Origin of the sequence: Actinomyces sp. 594 (assembly GCF_019325145.1) — a bacterium.
Lineage (GTDB): Bacteria > Actinomycetota > Actinomycetes > Actinomycetales > Actinomycetaceae > Actinomyces.
Window position 1 is genome coordinate 1 of the sequence record NZ_PIZC01000047.1, and the last position, 16,662, is coordinate 16,662.

Annotated in this window: 12 protein-coding genes; 6 read left to right on the top strand and 6 right to left on the bottom strand. The window is 70.5% G+C overall.

Annotated features, from left to right (window positions below; genetic code table 11):
* Window positions 1-243: 243 nt before the first annotated feature.
* The 4 genes from GZ998_RS07800 to GZ998_RS07815 form a co-directional block, all read right to left on the bottom strand.
* A complete protein-coding gene (locus GZ998_RS07800; protein WP_219109519.1) occupies window positions 244-771 on the bottom strand; it encodes a hypothetical protein in 528 nt (175 codons plus the stop codon).
* 185 nt (window positions 772-956) lie between these two features.
* A complete protein-coding gene (locus GZ998_RS07805) occupies window positions 957-2,633 on the bottom strand; it encodes an L-lactate permease (protein ID WP_219109520.1) in 1,677 nt (558 codons plus the stop codon).
* A 268-nt stretch (window positions 2,634-2,901) separates the two neighbouring features.
* Window positions 2,902-4,440, bottom strand: coding sequence for a glycerol kinase GlpK (gene glpK, locus GZ998_RS07810; protein WP_219109521.1), 1,539 nt, complete (start codon window positions 4,438-4,440; stop codon window positions 2,902-2,904).
* 57 nt (window positions 4,441-4,497) lie between these two features.
* A complete protein-coding gene (locus tag GZ998_RS07815; protein WP_161924852.1) occupies window positions 4,498-5,232 on the bottom strand; it encodes an MIP/aquaporin family protein in 735 nt (244 codons plus the stop codon).
* Window positions 5,233-5,633: 401 nt separating this feature from the next.
* Between GZ998_RS07815 and glpA the strand changes: the two genes are divergently transcribed.
* The 6 genes from glpA (at window position 5,634) to GZ998_RS07845 (ending at window position 13,486) form a co-directional block, all read left to right on the top strand.
* Window positions 5,634-7,376, top strand: coding sequence for an anaerobic glycerol-3-phosphate dehydrogenase subunit GlpA (gene glpA, locus GZ998_RS07820; protein ID WP_219109522.1), 1,743 nt, complete (start codon window positions 5,634-5,636; stop codon window positions 7,374-7,376).
* Window positions 7,373-8,860 carry a glycerol-3-phosphate dehydrogenase subunit GlpB gene (glpB, locus tag GZ998_RS07825; RefSeq protein WP_219109523.1) on the top strand — a complete coding sequence of 496 codons (1,488 nt, stop codon included), beginning with the start codon at window positions 7,373-7,375 and terminating at the stop codon, window positions 8,858-8,860. Before glpA ends, glpB begins: the two co-directional genes overlap by 4 nt.
* On the top strand, window positions 8,860-10,227 hold the full coding sequence (locus GZ998_RS07830) for an anaerobic glycerol-3-phosphate dehydrogenase subunit C (RefSeq protein ID WP_219109524.1): 1,368 nt from the start codon (window positions 8,860-8,862) through the stop codon (window positions 10,225-10,227). The genes glpB and GZ998_RS07830 overlap by 1 nt, the downstream gene beginning before the upstream one ends.
* 144 nt (window positions 10,228-10,371) lie before the next feature.
* Window positions 10,372-11,400, top strand: coding sequence for a sugar-binding transcriptional regulator (locus tag GZ998_RS07835; protein ID WP_162680038.1), 1,029 nt, complete (start codon window positions 10,372-10,374; stop codon window positions 11,398-11,400).
* A complete protein-coding gene (locus GZ998_RS07840) occupies window positions 11,369-12,076 on the top strand; it encodes an amino-acid N-acetyltransferase (RefSeq protein ID WP_162680039.1) in 708 nt (235 codons plus the stop codon). Before GZ998_RS07835 ends, GZ998_RS07840 begins: the two co-directional genes overlap by 32 nt.
* 690 nt (window positions 12,077-12,766) lie before the next feature.
* The gene (locus GZ998_RS07845) at window positions 12,767-13,486 is read left to right on the top strand and encodes a hypothetical protein (protein ID WP_219109525.1); all 720 of its coding nucleotides are present in this window, start codon (window positions 12,767-12,769) and stop codon (window positions 13,484-13,486) included.
* A 128-nt stretch (window positions 13,487-13,614) separates the two neighbouring features.
* On the opposite strand, the gene disA is transcribed toward GZ998_RS07845, so the two are convergent.
* Window positions 13,615-14,685, bottom strand: a complete 1,071-nt coding sequence (gene disA, locus GZ998_RS07850; protein WP_219109526.1) for a DNA integrity scanning diadenylate cyclase DisA — start codon at window positions 14,683-14,685, stop codon at window positions 13,615-13,617.
* 159 nt (window positions 14,686-14,844) lie between these two features.
* Complete coding sequence (gene radA / locus GZ998_RS07855) at window positions 14,845-16,266, bottom strand: DNA repair protein RadA (protein WP_162680042.1); 1,422 nt, start codon at window positions 16,264-16,266, stop codon at window positions 14,845-14,847.
* Between the last annotated feature and the right edge of the window lie 396 nt (window positions 16,267-16,662).

Consider the following 16,662-nt stretch of genomic DNA (forward strand, 5'->3'; position numbering starts at 1 on the left):
GCTCCCAACCGTCCCAAAACCCATGAGACTCAACCGTCCCAGAAGTCATGAGACTCAACCGTCCCAGAAGTGTGGAGACAGCACAGGCACTTTAGGGTACGAACCGTCGGCTCGGGGTACGAAGCGTCCACCGGAAAGTACGAACCGTCGGGTCAGGGTACGAAGCGTCTTCCCGCCGCTTAAGGGACCCCTACGGGAATGCCACCCCACTACGAGCCCCGCCTTGAGCATGGTGTTACGCCGTCAGGAGTAGTGCCCGGTGCCGACCATGACGACGAGGTCGCAGTCGGTGGACAGTGCCAGCTCATCCACGGTGAACCGCTCCGAGCCGCCCACGAGGTCGGCGTTCTCGGTGTCAAGAATCCGGTTCGCGTCGGACTCCGGGACGGTGACGAAGGTGCAGTCCCGGGGGACGTACTGGCGCAGGTCGGGGTGGATCGGCGGCAGCAGGTCGGGCGTGCTAGTCGCGGCGTCGCCCAAAGCCCGGCTGGTGGCCTGGTCGACTTCGACGACGGCGTGGAACCAGTAGGGGCGATCGGGTTCCGGCAGCGGCCACTCGCCCTTGTTGACCCGGTACTGCCCGACGAAGTGCACGCCTGTGGCGCCCATGGCCGGCATACGGCTGGTGACCGAGTCCAGGGAGGTCTGGACGGTCAGTGGGTCGGGAACGTACTGCGTGAATTCGGCGAAACGCGCATCCTGCGTGCTGTCCGGCTGGGCGTCCCGACCCAGGAGAGGAGTAACCGAGCAGGCTGCAAGAAGAAGAGCCATGCAGACAGCCAGTGCGCTGAGAAGTCCGCACCTCGGGAGTCGGCCGCACACCCGCCAGCCCGAGTACGACCATGGGAGCCCGGCTACGGCCCCCACCTCCCGAGGCCACCGCGAACGCGGAGTTACCGGGGAGGAAGCGGCCGTATCCGACAAACGGCCCCCGGTCGACCTCGTCGGCGCCACCGTCACGCCGGCATGTAGGCGCCCAGCCAGCCCTGGGAGGCGGCCAGCACCAGGCAGCACAGCACCAGCAGCAGGCCGAGGGAGTAGGGGGCGGCCTTCTTGAGGATCTCCGCGTCGGTGCCGGGGGCGTCCACGGCGGTGGTGACCACCGCCAGGTTCTGCGGGGAGACGATCTTGCCCAGGCCACCGCCGATGGTGTTGGCGGCCAGCAGGATGCGCGGGTCCAGGTTTGCCTGCGCGGCGGCGGTGGCCTGCAGGTTGGCGAACAGTGCCCCGGCGCTGGTGGCCGAGCCCGCCACCGCCGTGCCGATCCAGCCGAGCACGGGGGAGAGGAAGGCGAAGGCGGCACCGGTGGTGGCCAGGGCGGCACCGACAGCCGTGGTCTGGCCGGAGAAGTTCATGACGTAGGCCAGCGCCATCACGGAGGCGATGGTGAGGATGGACATGCGCAGGGTGTAGATGGTGCGCGGCAGTACTGCGAACATGGCGCCGATGGAGGTCTGGAAGCGTCCCCCCGAGGAGCGGGTGCCGTAGACGATGCAGACGATCACCGCCGTAAGCAGGATCCAGGTGCCCGGGTTGGATAGCGTCTGCAGGTTGTAGATGGCGGAGGTGGAGGCCTCACCGTCGGCGGTGAGCAGGTTGCCGTACACGCCCGGCCACTGGATCTTGATGTCGGTGCCGGACAGGACGGCGGACAGGTCCACGCCGAGCTTCCACAGCTTGGTGATGGCGATGATGACCACCACCAGCACGTAGGGCAGCAGCGCCAGGATGACGCGCTCACGGTTGGGCTTGTCTGCGGCAGCGATTTCTGAGTGGTACTCGCTGGGCGTGCTTGGCGTCCAGGCCAGCAGGAACAGGTAGCAGGCGGCAAAGGCCAGCAGGGCGCCCACCACCGAGGTCAGCTCGTAGGAGAGGCTCGGGGTAGTGAAGTGGCCGATGCCGGCCGCGATCCCGGCCACCAGGGCCAGCGGCCACAGCTGGCGCACCCCACGGGCGCCGTCGAGGATGAACAGCAGCAGGAAGGGAACCAGCAGGCAGATAAGCGAGGTCAGGTGGCCCATGTTCTGCGCGACGGACACCGGGTCCTGGCCGCCGAGGTTCCCGGCGGTGGTCACCGGGATGGACATGGCGCCGAAGCCGACGTAGATGCCGTTGCCCACGATGGTGGCGATCGCCGCCTTGAGCTTGGGCACCCCCAGCGTCACCAGCATGGCGGCGGTGATGGCTACCGGGGCGCCGAAGCCGGCCAGGCCCTCCAGCAGGCCGCAGAAGCAGAAGGCGACGATCAGGGCCTGGGCGCGCTGGTCGCCCTTGCCGATGGCGTTGAACACGGCCTTGAGGTCCTGGCTGCGGCCGGAGGTCTCGGTCAGGTTGTACAGCCAGACGGCGGCGATGATGATGTAGATGATCGGCACGAAGCCCATGGCCAGGCCTTGCGTGGCCGATAGTGCCGTCATTCCCACTGGCATGTGGAAGGCCGCGACGGCGATCACGGCGGACAGTGCCAGGGCGATGATCGCGCACCAGTGCGTGGCGACCTTGAAGGCCCCCATGAGTACGAAGAACGCGATCAGCGGCAGCAGTCCGATGATCGCGGTGAGGAAGACATTGCCGCCGACGGCGGTCGTCGAGGGCGTGAAGGCCGTGGCGAGCAGTGGAGCTGTGAGTGTCATGAGCTGTTCCGGGAGGGGTGGCGACGACGGTGCCGAAGTCCGCCGGCTTCGTGGTGAGGCCGCGAGACGACAGCGACCACTGAATTATCACATCAAATCGCTCTCGTCACATGAAGGTTGGGAAACCTTATTCGGCACCGCCTGCTGCCGGGTAGGCGCTGGGGCCCGGCACCGCAGTGGTGCCGGGCCCCAGCCGGTCTCGGGGCGCGCGCGTCGGGCCGGGATGCGTGGCCCGTGGGGCCTCACGGGGCGGTCCCGACGCCGGCGCTCACTTCACGTCGTCGTCGACCCAGTCGAGGGTGCGGGTGACGGCCTTCTTCCACAGCCGGTAGGTGCGGTCGCGCTCGGCGGCGTCCATGGACGGGGTCCAGCGCTTGCCCTCCTGCCAGTTGGCCACGACGTCCTCGGTGCCGTTCCAGAAGCCCACCGCGATGCCGGCGGCGTAGGCGGCGCCCAGCGCGGTGGTCTCGGCCACCACGGGCTGGATTACGTCGACGCCGCACAGGTCGGCCTGGAACTGCATGACCAGGTCGTCGTTAGTCATGCCGCCGTCGACCTTGAGCTCTTTGAGCGGCACGCCGGCGTCGGCGTTGATCGCGTCGAGCAGCTCGGCGGACTGGAAGGCGGTGGACTCCTCCACGGCGCGGGCGATGTGCCCCTTGGTGGCGTAACGGGTCAGGCCCACGATCGCGCCCCGGGCATCGTCGCGCCAGTAGGGGGCGAACAGCCCGGAGAAGGCGGGCACGAAGTACACCCCGCCGTTGTCCTCCACCGTGCGCGCCAGAGCCTGGATGTCGCTGGACTTCTCGATCATGCCGAGGTTGTCGCGCAGCCACTGCACCAGGGAGCCCGCCACCGCGATGGACCCCTCCAGCGCGTAGACCGGCTTGGCGTCTCCGAGCTGGTACAGCACCGTGGTCAGCAGGCCGTTCTTCGAGAAGACGGGCTCCTCCCCGGTGTTCATCAGCATGAAGCAGCCGGTACCGTAGGTGTTCTTCGCGGTGCCGACCTCGAAGCAGGCCTGGCCGAAGGTGGCCGCCTGCTGGTCGCCGAGGATGCCGGAGATCGGGGTGTCGATCAGCAGGCCGTTCTTGCGGCCGTAGCCGTAGACCTCGGAGGAGGACTTGATCTGGGGGAGCATCGACATCGGGATGCCGAAGTCCGCGCAGATGTCCTCGCGCCACTGCAGGGTGCGCACGTCCATCAGCAGCGTGCGGGAGGCGTTGGTGACGTCGGTGACGTGCACGCCGCCGTTGACGCCGCCGGTCAGGTTCCACACCACCCAGGTGTCGGGCGTGCCGAACAGCAGGTCCCCGGCCTCCGCCTTCTCGCGGGCCCCGGGCACGTTGTCCAGGATCCACTTCACCTTGGTGGCCGAGGGGTAGGTGGAGATGTTCTCACCGGTGATCTGGCGGTAGCGCTCGGTGCCCAGCGGGTCGCCGGCGGCGATCTCCCGGGCGATGGCGGCGGTGCGGGTGTCCTGCCAGACGATGGCGTTGTAGATCGGCTCGCCGGTGTGCCTGTCCCACACGATGGTGGTCTCGCGCTGGTTGGTGATGCCGACGGCGGCGAGCGAGTGGCGGTTGATCTCCGCCTTCTGCAGGGCCTCGGCGACGACGGCGCGCACCGACTCCCAGATCTCCACCGGGTCGTGCTCAACCCAGCCGGGGTTGGGGAAGATCTGGGTGAACTCCTGCTGGCCGATGGATACGACCTGGCCGGAGTGGTTGAAGACGATCGCCCGGGAGGAGGTGGTGCCCTGGTCGATCGCCAGGACGTACTTCTCGGTCTCGGATACCTCGGTCATGGACAGTCCTTTCTGTTCACTTCTCGGTTTCACTTCGTTGTGACGGCGGCGCGGGCGTCAGAACAGCCCGGCCATGTTGGGGATCAGCAGCCCGGCGACGACGGCGCCGATGAGGGGGCCGACTACCGGCACCCAGGCGTAGGCCCAGTCAGCTGAGCCCTTGCCGCGGATCGGCAGGATTGCGTAGGCGATGCGCGGGCCCAGGTCGCGGGCGGGGTTGATGGCGTAGCCGGTGGGGCCACCGAGCGACAGGCCGATGGCCACGATCACGAAGGCCACGGCCAGCGGGCCCAGCTCCGAGGGGGACTTGCCGTTGTAGATGACCCAGGCGACCAGGGTGAAGGTGGCGATGGCCTCGGTGACTACGTTCCAGCCGTAGGAGCGGATGCCGGGGCCGGTTGAGAAGCAGCCGAGCTTGGCGTCCGCGGGCGCCTCCTCATCGAAGTGCTTCTTGTAGGCGAGCCAGGCGCATACGGCGCCGACGATGGCGCCCAGCATCTGGGCGAGGATGTAGATGCAGATGTTCGCGGCGGTGGCAGGGACACCCGCCGCCAGGTCCTTGCCGGCCACGGCCAGGCCGATGGTGACTGCCGGGTTCAGGTGGCCGCCGGTGGCGTAGGCGGCGTAGACGCCCATGAATACCGCCAGGCCCCAGCCGAAGGCGATCACAATCCAGCCGGATCCTTGCGCCTTGGACTTGGGGAGGTTGACGGCGGCGCAGACGCCGGCACCGAAGAGGATGAGGATTAACGTCCCGAAGAACTCCGAGAGGAAGATCTGGGCGAGACTCATGGCCTGCTCACTTTCTGCACGACAGCGTGCTCGATGCGTAGGGCGAGCGGCGTGCAGCCGTTCGCATTGCACGAAGGAACGGGCGCAGTCCTGGCCGCGCCCGAACAGGTCCGAAAGTACTCGAGGTCACACGGGTGCTCGCACCCCGGCGTCGGCTCTGTTACGTGCCAATTAGGCGTGACTAAGTCGGAGAATCCTCTGAATTCCGGGGATAAGTCCCCTTTTGGGTGATCGCGCCAGGGAATAGGTGCGAAGAATCGTGTCTGGAGGTGAACGTTTGCGCACCAGGCGTGCACGAGCTCTCGGAGGCGTGTAGGCATGAAGCCGGGCGCGGGCAGGAACGCGCCGCACAGGCATGAGTCAAGGCAACCGCCTGGACAAGACGGACGAGGAGGTCCCCAGTGAGAGCCATGACTGCCGACGTGGTCGTCGTCGGCGGCGGAGCCACCGGCGTCGGCGTCGCGCGGGATGCCGCCATGCGCGGCATGAGCGTGGTGCTCCTGGAGCGCGCCGACCTGGCCCAGGGCACCTCGGGCCGCTTCCACGGGCTGCTGCACTCCGGGGGCCGCTACGTCGTGTCCGACCCCAGGTCCGCGCGCGAGTGCGCCGAGGAGAACGCCATCGTCTCCCGCATCCACGCCGACGCCATCGAGCGCACGGGTGGCATGTTCGTCGTCACCCCCGAGGACGACCTGGACTTCTCCGACCAGTTCCTCATCGGCGCGCAGGCCACCGGCGTCGCCTGTGAGGAGCTGAGCCTGTCCGAGGCGCTGCGGATGGAGCCGCGGCTGAACCCGGGCATCAAGCGCGCCTTCGCAGTGAACGACGCCGCCGTGGACGGCTGGCAGATGGTGTGGGGCGCCGCCCGCTCGGCCCGTGCCCACGGCGCGCAGGTGCTGACCTACCACGAGGTCACCGGCCTGGTGGTTGAGGGTGAGGGAGGCGACCGGCGCGTCGTCGCCGTGCGCGCCCACGGGCTCAAGACCGGCGAGGACCTGACCATCTCCTGCGCCATGGTCGTCAACGCCGCCGGTCCCTGGGGCGGGCGCCTGGCCGCGATGGCCGGCTCGGAGGCGGTGGAGATCGTGGCAGGCGCCGGCATCATGATCGCCGTCAATCACCGCGTCGTGAACCACGTCATCAATCGCTGCGTCTACCCCGCCGACGGCGACATCCTCGTCCCCGACCACACGGTGTCCATCATCGGCACCACCGACAGCCGCATCCCCGATCCCGACCATATTCCGATTCCCCGCGAAGAGGTCGCCCAGATGCTCGACGCCGGCGAGGTACTCATCCCCGGCTTCCGGCAGGCGCGCCTGGTGCACGCGTGGGCGGGCGCTCGCCCGCTGGTGCGCGACAAGCGCGTGGCCGGCACCGACACCCGCCACATGAGCCGCGGCATGACCGTGCTGCGCCACAGCGAGGCCGAGGGCCTGGCCGGCCTGATCACCGTGGCCGGAGGCAAGCTCACCACCTACCGGCTGATGGCCAAGAACACCGTCGACGCCGTATGCGCCGAGCTGGGCACGGACCGTCCCTGCACCACCGACACCGAGGCGGTTCCCGGCTCCGAGCACGGACGCAACTACCGCGTCACCCACCGCCTGGCCGACCGCGAGCAGGACCGGCTGGACAACCAGGTCATCTGCGAGTGCGAGCTGGTCACCCGCAAGATGCTCACGGACCTGATGGAAGAGCAGCCCGACGCGTCCTTCGACGACCTGCGCCGCCAGCTGCGCATCGGCATGGGGCCGTGCCAAGGAGGGTTCTGTGCCGCCCGGGTAGCCGGCGTGCAGGCCTGCCAGGGCCGGGCCGACGCCGCGGCGGCCACGGAGCTGCTACGCACCTTCCTGCGGCACCGCTGGATCGGGCTGTGGCCGATCCTGCACGGCGAGCAGGTGCGCGAGGCGGCACTGGACTTCTGGATGCTGCAGGGGAGCCTGGACGTCGAGGACCTGCCGGCCGCGCCCCCTCCAGCCGCCGCGGCCACCCCGATCGAGAACGCCGAGGACGGCGAGCAGCAGCCCGACGAACTGGCCCGGGCCCTGGCCACCCTGGCCGGCGCGCCCCGGCTCGCCGCAGCGGCCCCGGCCGGCGCCAAGCGCGCCGCCACCTCAGACAAGCAGGAGGCGCGCGCATGAGCAGCGACGTCGTTGTCATCGGTGCCGGAATCGCCGGCTACGCCGCGGCCCTGCGGCTACGGCGGGCCGGAGCCAGCGTCACCCTGGTCACCAAGGGCATGGGCGGACTGGCCCTGTCCCCGGGAACCATTGACGTGCTGGGGCGGCTCGGCGGTGCCGCCGGTCCGGCCGGCCCCGGGGCCGGCGCGGACGCGGAGGCACGCTCCGCGCGCCGCAGTATCACCCACCCCTACGCGGCCATCGACGCCTCCGACCTGCTGCCCGAGGGGCACCCCTACCGGGTGATCGGTCGGCGGGCCACCGCGGCCGGCGTGGACCGCTTCGCCGCGCTGGTCGGCCCCGAGCTGCTCACCGCCCGGCCGGACGGGACTGCCGGCGGTACCGGCACGGGTGAAGACGGTGCCACCGCGAGCAGCGGTGAGGGGCCCGCGAACCTGTGGCTGCCCACTGCGCTGGGGGCCGTGCGCCCCACGCTGCTGGTCCAGCCCTCCATGGCGGCATCCGTGCTGCGCGACGGCGGCCGCTACCTGGTCGTCGGCCTGACCCGGCTCAAGGACCTCACCGCAGACATGGTGGCCGGGAACCTGAACCGCGCCGAGCTGCCGGGGGGCGGTCGCGTGCAGGCGCGTGCCCTCACGGTCGACTTCGAGGCCCGCGCGGGCGAGAACGACACTAATGCCGTCGGGCACGCCCGCGCCCTGGATGAGCCCGCCGGGGTTGAGCGGCTGGTGCGGCTGCTGGCCGGCAAGGTGCGCGACGGTGAGACCGTGCTGCTGCCGGCCGTGCTCGGGCTGGACCACCCGGGTGTCTTCCAGGAGCTTGCCGCGCGCCTGGGCGCGCCCGTCGGGGAGATTCCCCTGGTGCCGCCGTCGGTACCCGGACTGCGCCTGGAGCACCGGCTGGACCGGCTCGCCTCCGCCGAGCGCGTGCGCGTGGTCATGGGCGCGCGGGTCGTGGATGCGCGCGTGGAGCGCGGTCGGCTGGTGTCGGTCACCAGTGCTGCTGCCGGACGTCCCCGCGAGCACCGCGCCGCCGCCTTCGTCCTGGCTGCGGGCGGCTTCGAGTCCGGGGCCCTGACCATGGACTCCTACGGGCGGGTCACCGACACGGTGCTGGGCCTGCCGCTGGCTGGTGCCGGCGCCGACGGCGAGGAGAACCTGCGCCGGCTGATCCACCGCGACTACTGGGGCGCCCCGCAGGGTCTGTTCCGCGTCGGGGTAGCGGTCGATGCGCAGATGCGGCCGCTGGGCCCCGATGGGACTGCGGCTCTGGCGGGAGTCCACGCCGCCGGCGGAGTGCTGGCCGGTGCGGTGCGCTGGAGTGAGAAGTCCGGGGAGGGCATAGCGCTGGGCTCGGCCGAGGCCGCCTGCGACGCCGTCCTGGCTGAGCTGGGGCACTCACCTTCCAACAACACCGCCGCCCTGGAGGCGGACGCCGCAACCGGACGGGCCACCGGGCCCGCGAAGAGCAAGGAGCAGGACTGATGTTCGACGTCGACACCCTGGCCCAGCGTTGGGACCTGCCGCTGCCCGGCAAGGGTGGGGAGCGCGTGAGGAGCGGCGCCGCCGCCGTCGAGACCGCTGCCCACTCGCTGGCCCGCGCCAGCCTGGACTGCTGCGTCAAGTGCACCATCTGCGAGACGATGTGTCCGGTCATGGAGGTCACCGAGCTCTTCCCCGGGCCGAAGTTCGTCGGCCCGCAGGCCGAGCGCTACCGCAACGGTCAGAGCGTGGACCACTCCATCGACTACTGCTCCTCCTGCGGCACCTGCACCAGGGTGTGCCCGCAGGGAGTGAAGATCGCGGAGCTGAACAACCAGGCCCGCGCCGTCATGCGCGCGCAGAACAGTGCCGTGCCCGTGCGCGACCGGCTGATCACGCAGACCACCCTCATGGGCAAGGTGATGACCCCCATCGCGCCGCTGGCCAACGCCGCCCTGGCCAACAAGCCCATCCGTGTGGTCATGGAGAAGACGGTCGGCGTGCACCGCGACGCCCCCATGCCGCACGCGCAGCCGCAGTCACTGGCCGGCTGGCTGCGCCGTCGCACCAAGCGGGAGCACACGCTGGTGCCGGCCGGCTCGCGCGGGCCGGTCGTGTTCTTCCACGGCTGTGCCGGCGGCTACTTCGAGGTGGAGACCTCCAAGCGCGCCATCGAGGTGCTTGAGCACATCGGCTATGAGGTGATCGTGCCCAAGCAGGGCTGCTGCGGCCTGGCCGCCCAGTCCAACGGCCTGTACGGGCAGGCCTCGGCCAACGTGGTCAAGCTGTGTGAGCAGCTGGCAGCCGCCGGGAAGGACCTGACGATCGTGTCCTCCTCCGGCTCCTGCGCCGGCATGCTCAAGCACGAGGCCCACGAGATCATGGGTGTGGAGGCCGAGGCCCTCGCTGATGTCTCCCCGCGGACCGTGGAGCTGTCGGAGTTCCTGCGTGACCTGGACGATGCCGGTGAGCTGCCGCACCAGTTCCGCCGCATCGACGCCACGGTCGCCTACCACGCCCCCTGCCAGCTCAAGGGGCAGAACATGGGTATGCCGGCGATCGAGCTCATGGAACTGGTGCCGGGCTTCCACGTGGTCGAGTCCGGCCGGGCCTGCTGCGGCATAGCCGGCACCTACGGGCTGAAGAAGGAGAAGTACGACATCGCCCAGGCGGTCGGAGGGCCCCTGTTCGACATCGTGCGCGAGGTCAACCCGAACCTGGCCGTGTGCGACACCGAGACCTGCCGCTGGCAGATCGAGCAGTCCAGCGGCGTCAAGACGGTCCACCCGATCTGGGTGCTGCACGCCGCCTACGGCCTGTCCCGCCTGGCCGGCATCGAGCCTAAGCCGGAGCGTGGCTCCCGGGCGTAGCCGTCGGCCGGGCACAGGTGCGTGGTTCCGTAGCGCCCTGCGGGGGTGCGGCGGAACCACGCACCTGTGCGGGCCGGAGCCCGTGTGCGATAATGTGCAGCACTAATGGGTGAATGTGCGGAGTCTTCCCGGAGAGGGGCGAGCATGACATCTGGGGCCGCGGGCCCGATTTCCCTGGGGCGCTGCTACGAGGCGGCCTCGATGTATTACGTGCAGGGGGAGACCATGGACGTGATCGCCCGCCACCTGGGCGTGTCGCGTTCCACGGTCTCGCGGCTGCTGGCGCGGGCGCGCGCCGACGGCATTGTCCGTATCACCCTGACCGCCCCAGGGGGTGCCGGCACGCTGGAGGCGGCCCTGCGGGACACCTTTGGTGTCTCCGCCCGAATCGTGCCGGTGCGCGAGGGCACCACGGAGATTCACCGCTTGGAGCAGGTTGCCGCCGTGGCGGCGGAGGAATTGGCGATGCTCGCCCCGGAGAACGGGGTGCTGGGAACGGCCTGGGGCACCACCATGTCGGAGGTGTGTGCCGCGCTGCCCCGGCGGCGCGTGCCGGGACTGACGGTCGTGCAACTAAACGGCGCCACGGCCCCCGAGGGGGACGGCCCCAATGTGGGGGAGGTGCTGGCCGATTTCGCTGAACGGCTTGGCGCGCGGGCAGTGGCCTTTCCGGTGCCGGCGTTCTTCGATCACGCCGCCACCCGTGAGGCCATGTGGTCCGAGCGCTCGGTGCGGCGCGTGCTCGCACTGGCGGACCGCGCCACCCTGGCGGTGTTCGGCGTCGGCTCACTGGACCCCAATGCGGCGCTGCCCAGCCAGGTGTACAGCGGCGGGCACCTGACGGAGAAGGACCGGGAGCTGCTGCGGCTCGACGGCGTCGTCGGTGACGTGTGCACCGTCATGCTGCGCCAGGACGGTACCTGGCGTGATGTCGCCCTCAATGGGCGGGCCACCGGCCCGACCCCGGCGCAGCTGTCGCGAATACCCCGCAGACTGTGTGTGGTGGCGGGTGTCGGCAAGGCGCGCGCCCTGCTGGCGGCGCTGCGGGCGCGCGTGGCCACCGACCTGGTGGTTGATGACGCGACCGCACGCGCAGTGCTGGCACTGGCCGCACGGAAGGAGAAGCGTGAGTATGGGCCGCATGCGCAACACGTCCAGCGCCGACCGCGGTGAGCCACGCGGCACGAGCGGGTTGGAGGCGGGTGCGGGCGGCGGCCCGTCGGCGCGGCCGCCCGCGGCGCCGTCGGCGCCATCACAGCCGGTGCCCGTGGCCGCGCCCGACCTCACCACTCGGCTGCCCGAGCGCTTCAAGGACGCCGCCTTCCGTACCGTGCTGCGCCCGGCGCGTCCCGCCGATGCGCGTGCCATCGCTGAACTCGTGCGCCCGTACGCGGAGCGGCGCATCCTGATCGGCAAGGACCTGATCAACTACTTCGAGGACATCCAGGAGTTCACCGTCGCGGAGGGAGCGGGCAGGCTCGACGGCGCGCAGGAGTCCGGCCTGATCGGTTGCGGCGCCCTGCACGTCATGTGGGATGACATCGCGGAGGTGCGCACGCTGGCGGTGCGCCGCGACCACCTGCACCACGGCGTCGGCCACGCGATCTTGAACAACCTGCTGGACCGTGCCCGGGCCCTGGGGCTGCGGCGCGTATTCTGCCTGACCTTCGAGGTGGACTTCTTCGCCGCCCATGGGTTCAAGGAGATTCAGGGCACCCCCGTGGGCACGGACATCTTCGTGGAGATGCTGCGCAGCCACGACGACGGCGTCGCCGAGTTCCTCGACCTGGCCCGCGCCAAGCCCAACACCCTGGGCAATACCCGCATGCTGCTGGAGCTGGACGACTGAGGGGACGCCCGCAGGAGCTGCTCGGTGAGGTGAGCTGTACGGGGGAGGCGGGGGATGTCGCTCGCGTTCAGGCGGCGGGCCGTCCCGCCACCGGTTACTGGGGTCGCAGTGCGGCCGCGCCGGGCGGGGCGGTGACCGGGGAGAGGGGCTGGCGCCGGTACAGTCGGCCTTATGGCGCAGGGACGGAACAGGGGCGACGGCTCCCGCGGTGGTGGTCGCGGCCGCGGCACGGGAGGTCGCGCTCAGTCCGGCCGCTCCGGAGGTTCCAGGCGGACGCCGTCGGCAGGCAGTGGTTCCAGGTCCTCCGGTGCCAGGCCGCCCCGCTCGGGCAGTGGCCGCTCAGGAACGCCTAGTGGCGGCGGTTCCCGTTCGGGTTCCTCCCCTGCGGCCTCCAGGCAGGCGCCTCGCGGGCGGGCGCGCGCACAGCGTACCGTGACCACCCAGGATGGTCGTCCGGGCGCCCGCCCTGCGCGCACGGCCCGTACCGGCCGAGGGCAGACCGCCCGCTCGGCGGCGCGCTCGCGCTCCGGCGTCGGCAGCCCGTTAGAGCGGGGCGGCCGTGGCAGGGGTAATCGCTCCGCAGCAAGGCCGGGTGCCGGATACCCGGGCGGGCGGGGCCGGGGGCGCAGGCTTGCCGACAGCCGCCGCCAGGCTCGTCCGCAGCGGCCGCGCTACTGGCTGCGCCGCCTGGTGGCACTGCTTATCGGCGTTGCGCTGCTGGCCGGGATCTCCGGCGGAATTCTGTCTGCTGCCGTCTGGGCGCGTAACACGATCCGGGCGCAGGACGATGCCGCTGCCGCGCATGTGGCCACTACCTACGCCATCCCCGGGGACTGTGCCGCGGGCGACCTGGACGTCACATTCACGTCGCCGGACTCGATTTCCAGCGGCAGTTCCATGACGCTGAACGTGACGGTCAACAACAACGGCTCAGAGGCCTGCCTGCTGGACCTGGGTGGCGAGCACGTCGGCGCCCTCATCACCTCTGGGGGGCAGACGGTCTGGCAGTCGACGGTCTGCCCCTTCACCCCCACTAGCCGGCGCCTGCTTGTGGCTCCGGGCGATGCCGCTGCCGCCACCATCATCTGGGACGGCAATGTGGCCTCGTCGCAGTGCGCTCCTGCCGCCACGGCGTCAGGCACCGCGACGCCGACGGCCACCGATGCGGCTACGGGCGAGGCATCTGCGGAGGCTACCGAGACCGCTACGGCCGAGGCGACTGCCGAGGGCAGCGACGGCGCCGGGAGCGGAGAGGCGCAGGAGACGCAGGACGCGCAGGATGCGGAGGACGCTGCGGGGCAGTCGCCTGCGTCCGCAGCCGGAGACGCTGCCTCCGCAGGTACTTACCGGGTACGCATCCAGCTGGACGGTGCCGACCTGACCGAGGACCATGTCTTCGTTATCGAATGACCGGTGCTCCTGGCTTATCGGTACGCCCTGGGGCGGGGCGGGCGCTCAGGTTGGTGACTGGCCGCAGCAGGCGCCCACAGCATGGGGAAGCATGGGTATCCGCTTCGGTGCTGAGACGCACCGCGCGCTCACGCGTAGCGGTCGGCGATGGATACCTCGGCCAGGCGGGACAGGCCGTCGCGCAGGGTGCGGGCCTGGCGCGCGCTGACGCCGTCGATCGCCTGCAGCTCCTCTACGGTTGCCCCCAGCACGGCCTGCAGCGAGCCCCAGTTGTCTACCACGGCGCGCGCTGTGACTAGCGGTAGTCGTGGAATCTTGGCGAGGATCCGCAGCCCCCGGGGTGAGACGGCGGCGTCTAGGTCCTGCCCGTCGGCGCCGCCGAGGCCCATGGAGCGGGCCACCATGGCCAGGTCCAGCAGGGCGGGGGAGCCCACCCATTTCAGGCGTGCGTCCACCGTGGTGGTGTCCAGCCCCTGTGGCAGGTAGTCGGACAGTAGGAAGTCGCGCTCGGCCATGAGCCCGCGGGTCAGCTCCTCCACCTGCAGGGCGAGCAGCCGCCCGTCGGTGCCCAGCTCGACCACGTAGCCGTCGATGTCGGAGCCGATGCGACTCACCATTTCCAGGAGCTGTAGTACGGCGGTGACATCGCGGACCGTGACCAGGTCCTCAATCTCCAGGGCGTCCAGGCCGCCGGAGATCTTGTCCAGCCGCGCCTTGTAGCGCTCCAGGGTGGCCAGTGCCTGGTTGGCGCGTGCCAGGATCGCCTCGCTCGGCTCGATCACGTGCCGGCGCCCGTCCACGTACAGGGAGATGATTCGCATCGACTGGCTCACCGAGATCACCGGGTGGCCGGTCTGCCGGGCGACGCGCTCGGCGGTGCGGTGGCGCATGCCCGCCTCGGCGGTCTCGATGGAGGCGTTGGGCAGCAGCTGCACGTTGGCGCGGCGGATGCGGTTATTGGCGCGGTCCACGATCACGGCGCCGTCCATCTTGGCCAGCTCGCGCAGCTGGGCGGCGGTCAGCTCGACGTCCAGCCGGAAGCCGCCCGAGGAGATCGCCTCTACCGTCTCGTCGAAGCCGAGCACGATGATGGCCCCGGTGCGCCCCCGCAGAATGCGCTCCAGCCCGTCGCGCAGGACGGTGCCGGGGGCGACGAGCGCGAGCGTCTCGCGCAGCAGGTTGACTGGGGTGTCGGTCATGGGTCTCTCCTGAGAATGGTCCGGGCGCGCCCACTGGTGCAGGCGCCGGACCGGTGCCGCATCATGCTAACCGCCGGGGCGGCCAGCCGCCGTGACACAGGTCGCGCTGAGCGCGGCACCACTTGCATCCTGCAAGCGGCCCCGCCCCGGCTGGTGGTCTCAGCTGCGTGGCAGGGCGGCTCCGACGGCCTCACTGAGATGCGCCACCGGAAGGATGTGGACGCCGTCGACGCCCCGCAGCTCCTGGGAGCCTGCCAGGGGCACAATAGCCCGGTCGAAGCCGAGACGTGCCGCCTCCGCCAGCCGCCGCTGCACGCCCACGGTGGCGCGCACCTCTCCGGTCAGCCCCACTTCCCCGAAGGCCACCAGCCCGGGGGGAGTGGGCAGGTTCCGGGCGGCGGATACGACCGCGATCGCCACCGCCAGGTCCGTGGCCGGCTCGACTGCCCGCGCCCCGCCCACGGTGGACACGTACACGTCCGTACTCGACGTATCCAGCCTCAGACGAGCCGCCAGCACGGCCAGCGCCATCGCCACCCGGGAGTGGTCCACCCCGGAAGTGGTGCGGCGTGGCGAGCCTGCGGCGGTTCCGGCCACCAGCGCCTGGATCTCCACCGGCATGGGGCGGCGCCCTTCTAGCGTCACCGTGGCGCATGTGCCCGGCACCTCGCTGCGCGCCGCCGACAGGAACAGGCCCGAGGGGTCGGCCAGGCCGACAATGCCGCGCTCGCCCAGGTCGAAGCAGCCGACCTCATCGGTGGGGCCATAGCGGTTCTTCACCGCCCGCAGTAACCGGAGCCGGGCGTGGCGGTCGCCCTCGAACTGGCAGACGACATCTACCAGGTGCTCCAGCACCCGTGGCCCCGCGATGCCGCCGTCCTTGGTCACGTGCCCGACCAGCAGTACCGGAATGGCGCGCTCCTTGGCCACCTGGATGAGGGCGCTCGTCACCGCCCGCACCTGGGTGACCCCGCCCGCTCCGCCCTCTACTTGGGCGGAGGCGATGGTCTGAATCGAGTCGACGATCAGCAGGGACGGGGTGGCGTCCCGCACGTGCCCGAGCAGCGCCCCGAGCTCGGTCTCGGCCGCTAGCAGCAGCGCTGGATCGATGGCGCCGATGCGCTCGGCACGCAGCCGCACCTGGCTGGCTGATTCCTCCCCGGTCACATACAGCACCGGCCCCTGCCCGCGCTCGCGGGAGGCGGCGGCCGCCTTGGCTGCAACGTCCAGCAGCAGCGTGGACTTACCGACGCCGGGCTCTCCCGCCAGCAGCACCACTGCGCCGGGCACGACGCCGCCGCCCAGTACCCGGTCCAGCTCACCCACGCCGGTGGAGCGGGCGCGGGCCTCGTCCGCGCTCACCTCCGCGATGGGACGAGCGGAGGCGGCGGGGCGGACGGCCGTCGCCACCGCGGGAACGCGTCCGGGGGAACCGACTCCACCCGGAGCCGACTCTACGAATTCCTCCAGCGTTCCCCAGGCGCGGCACTCACGGCACTGTCCGAGCCATTTGGGGCTGTTCCAGCCGCATTCGGTGCACACGTAGGAGGTGCGCGCCCTGACTGACTTCGTGGTAGTCATGGGTGCAGGCTACCGAGCGGCACTGACGCGAATTCGGGGCGTTAAGGATCGCCGACGCCGCCCGCGAGCCTCCCGCCTGGACCATGCTTGTCCGGCTCTTCGGGTTTGCGGGTGTGGAGGTTCGGGCTGGGCTGCGGTGTGGTGGCCGTGCTCAGGTCGGCGGGGTCGTGCGGTGCCGCGAGGGGCGGGGACCGGGCTGATCGTGCGCGCTGGTGCGCCCCGCGTGACGGTTCGGCACTTCCCGCGACGGTTCGTCACTTCGCATCAACGCTTCGTACCTTTCGGTGACGATTCGTCACTTCGCATGACGGTTCGTACGTTCTGGTCGACGATTCGTACCTGGTGGTGACGGTTCGTACGGTAGGGGTACGTCGCGTCACCGAAAGGTACTGTGAT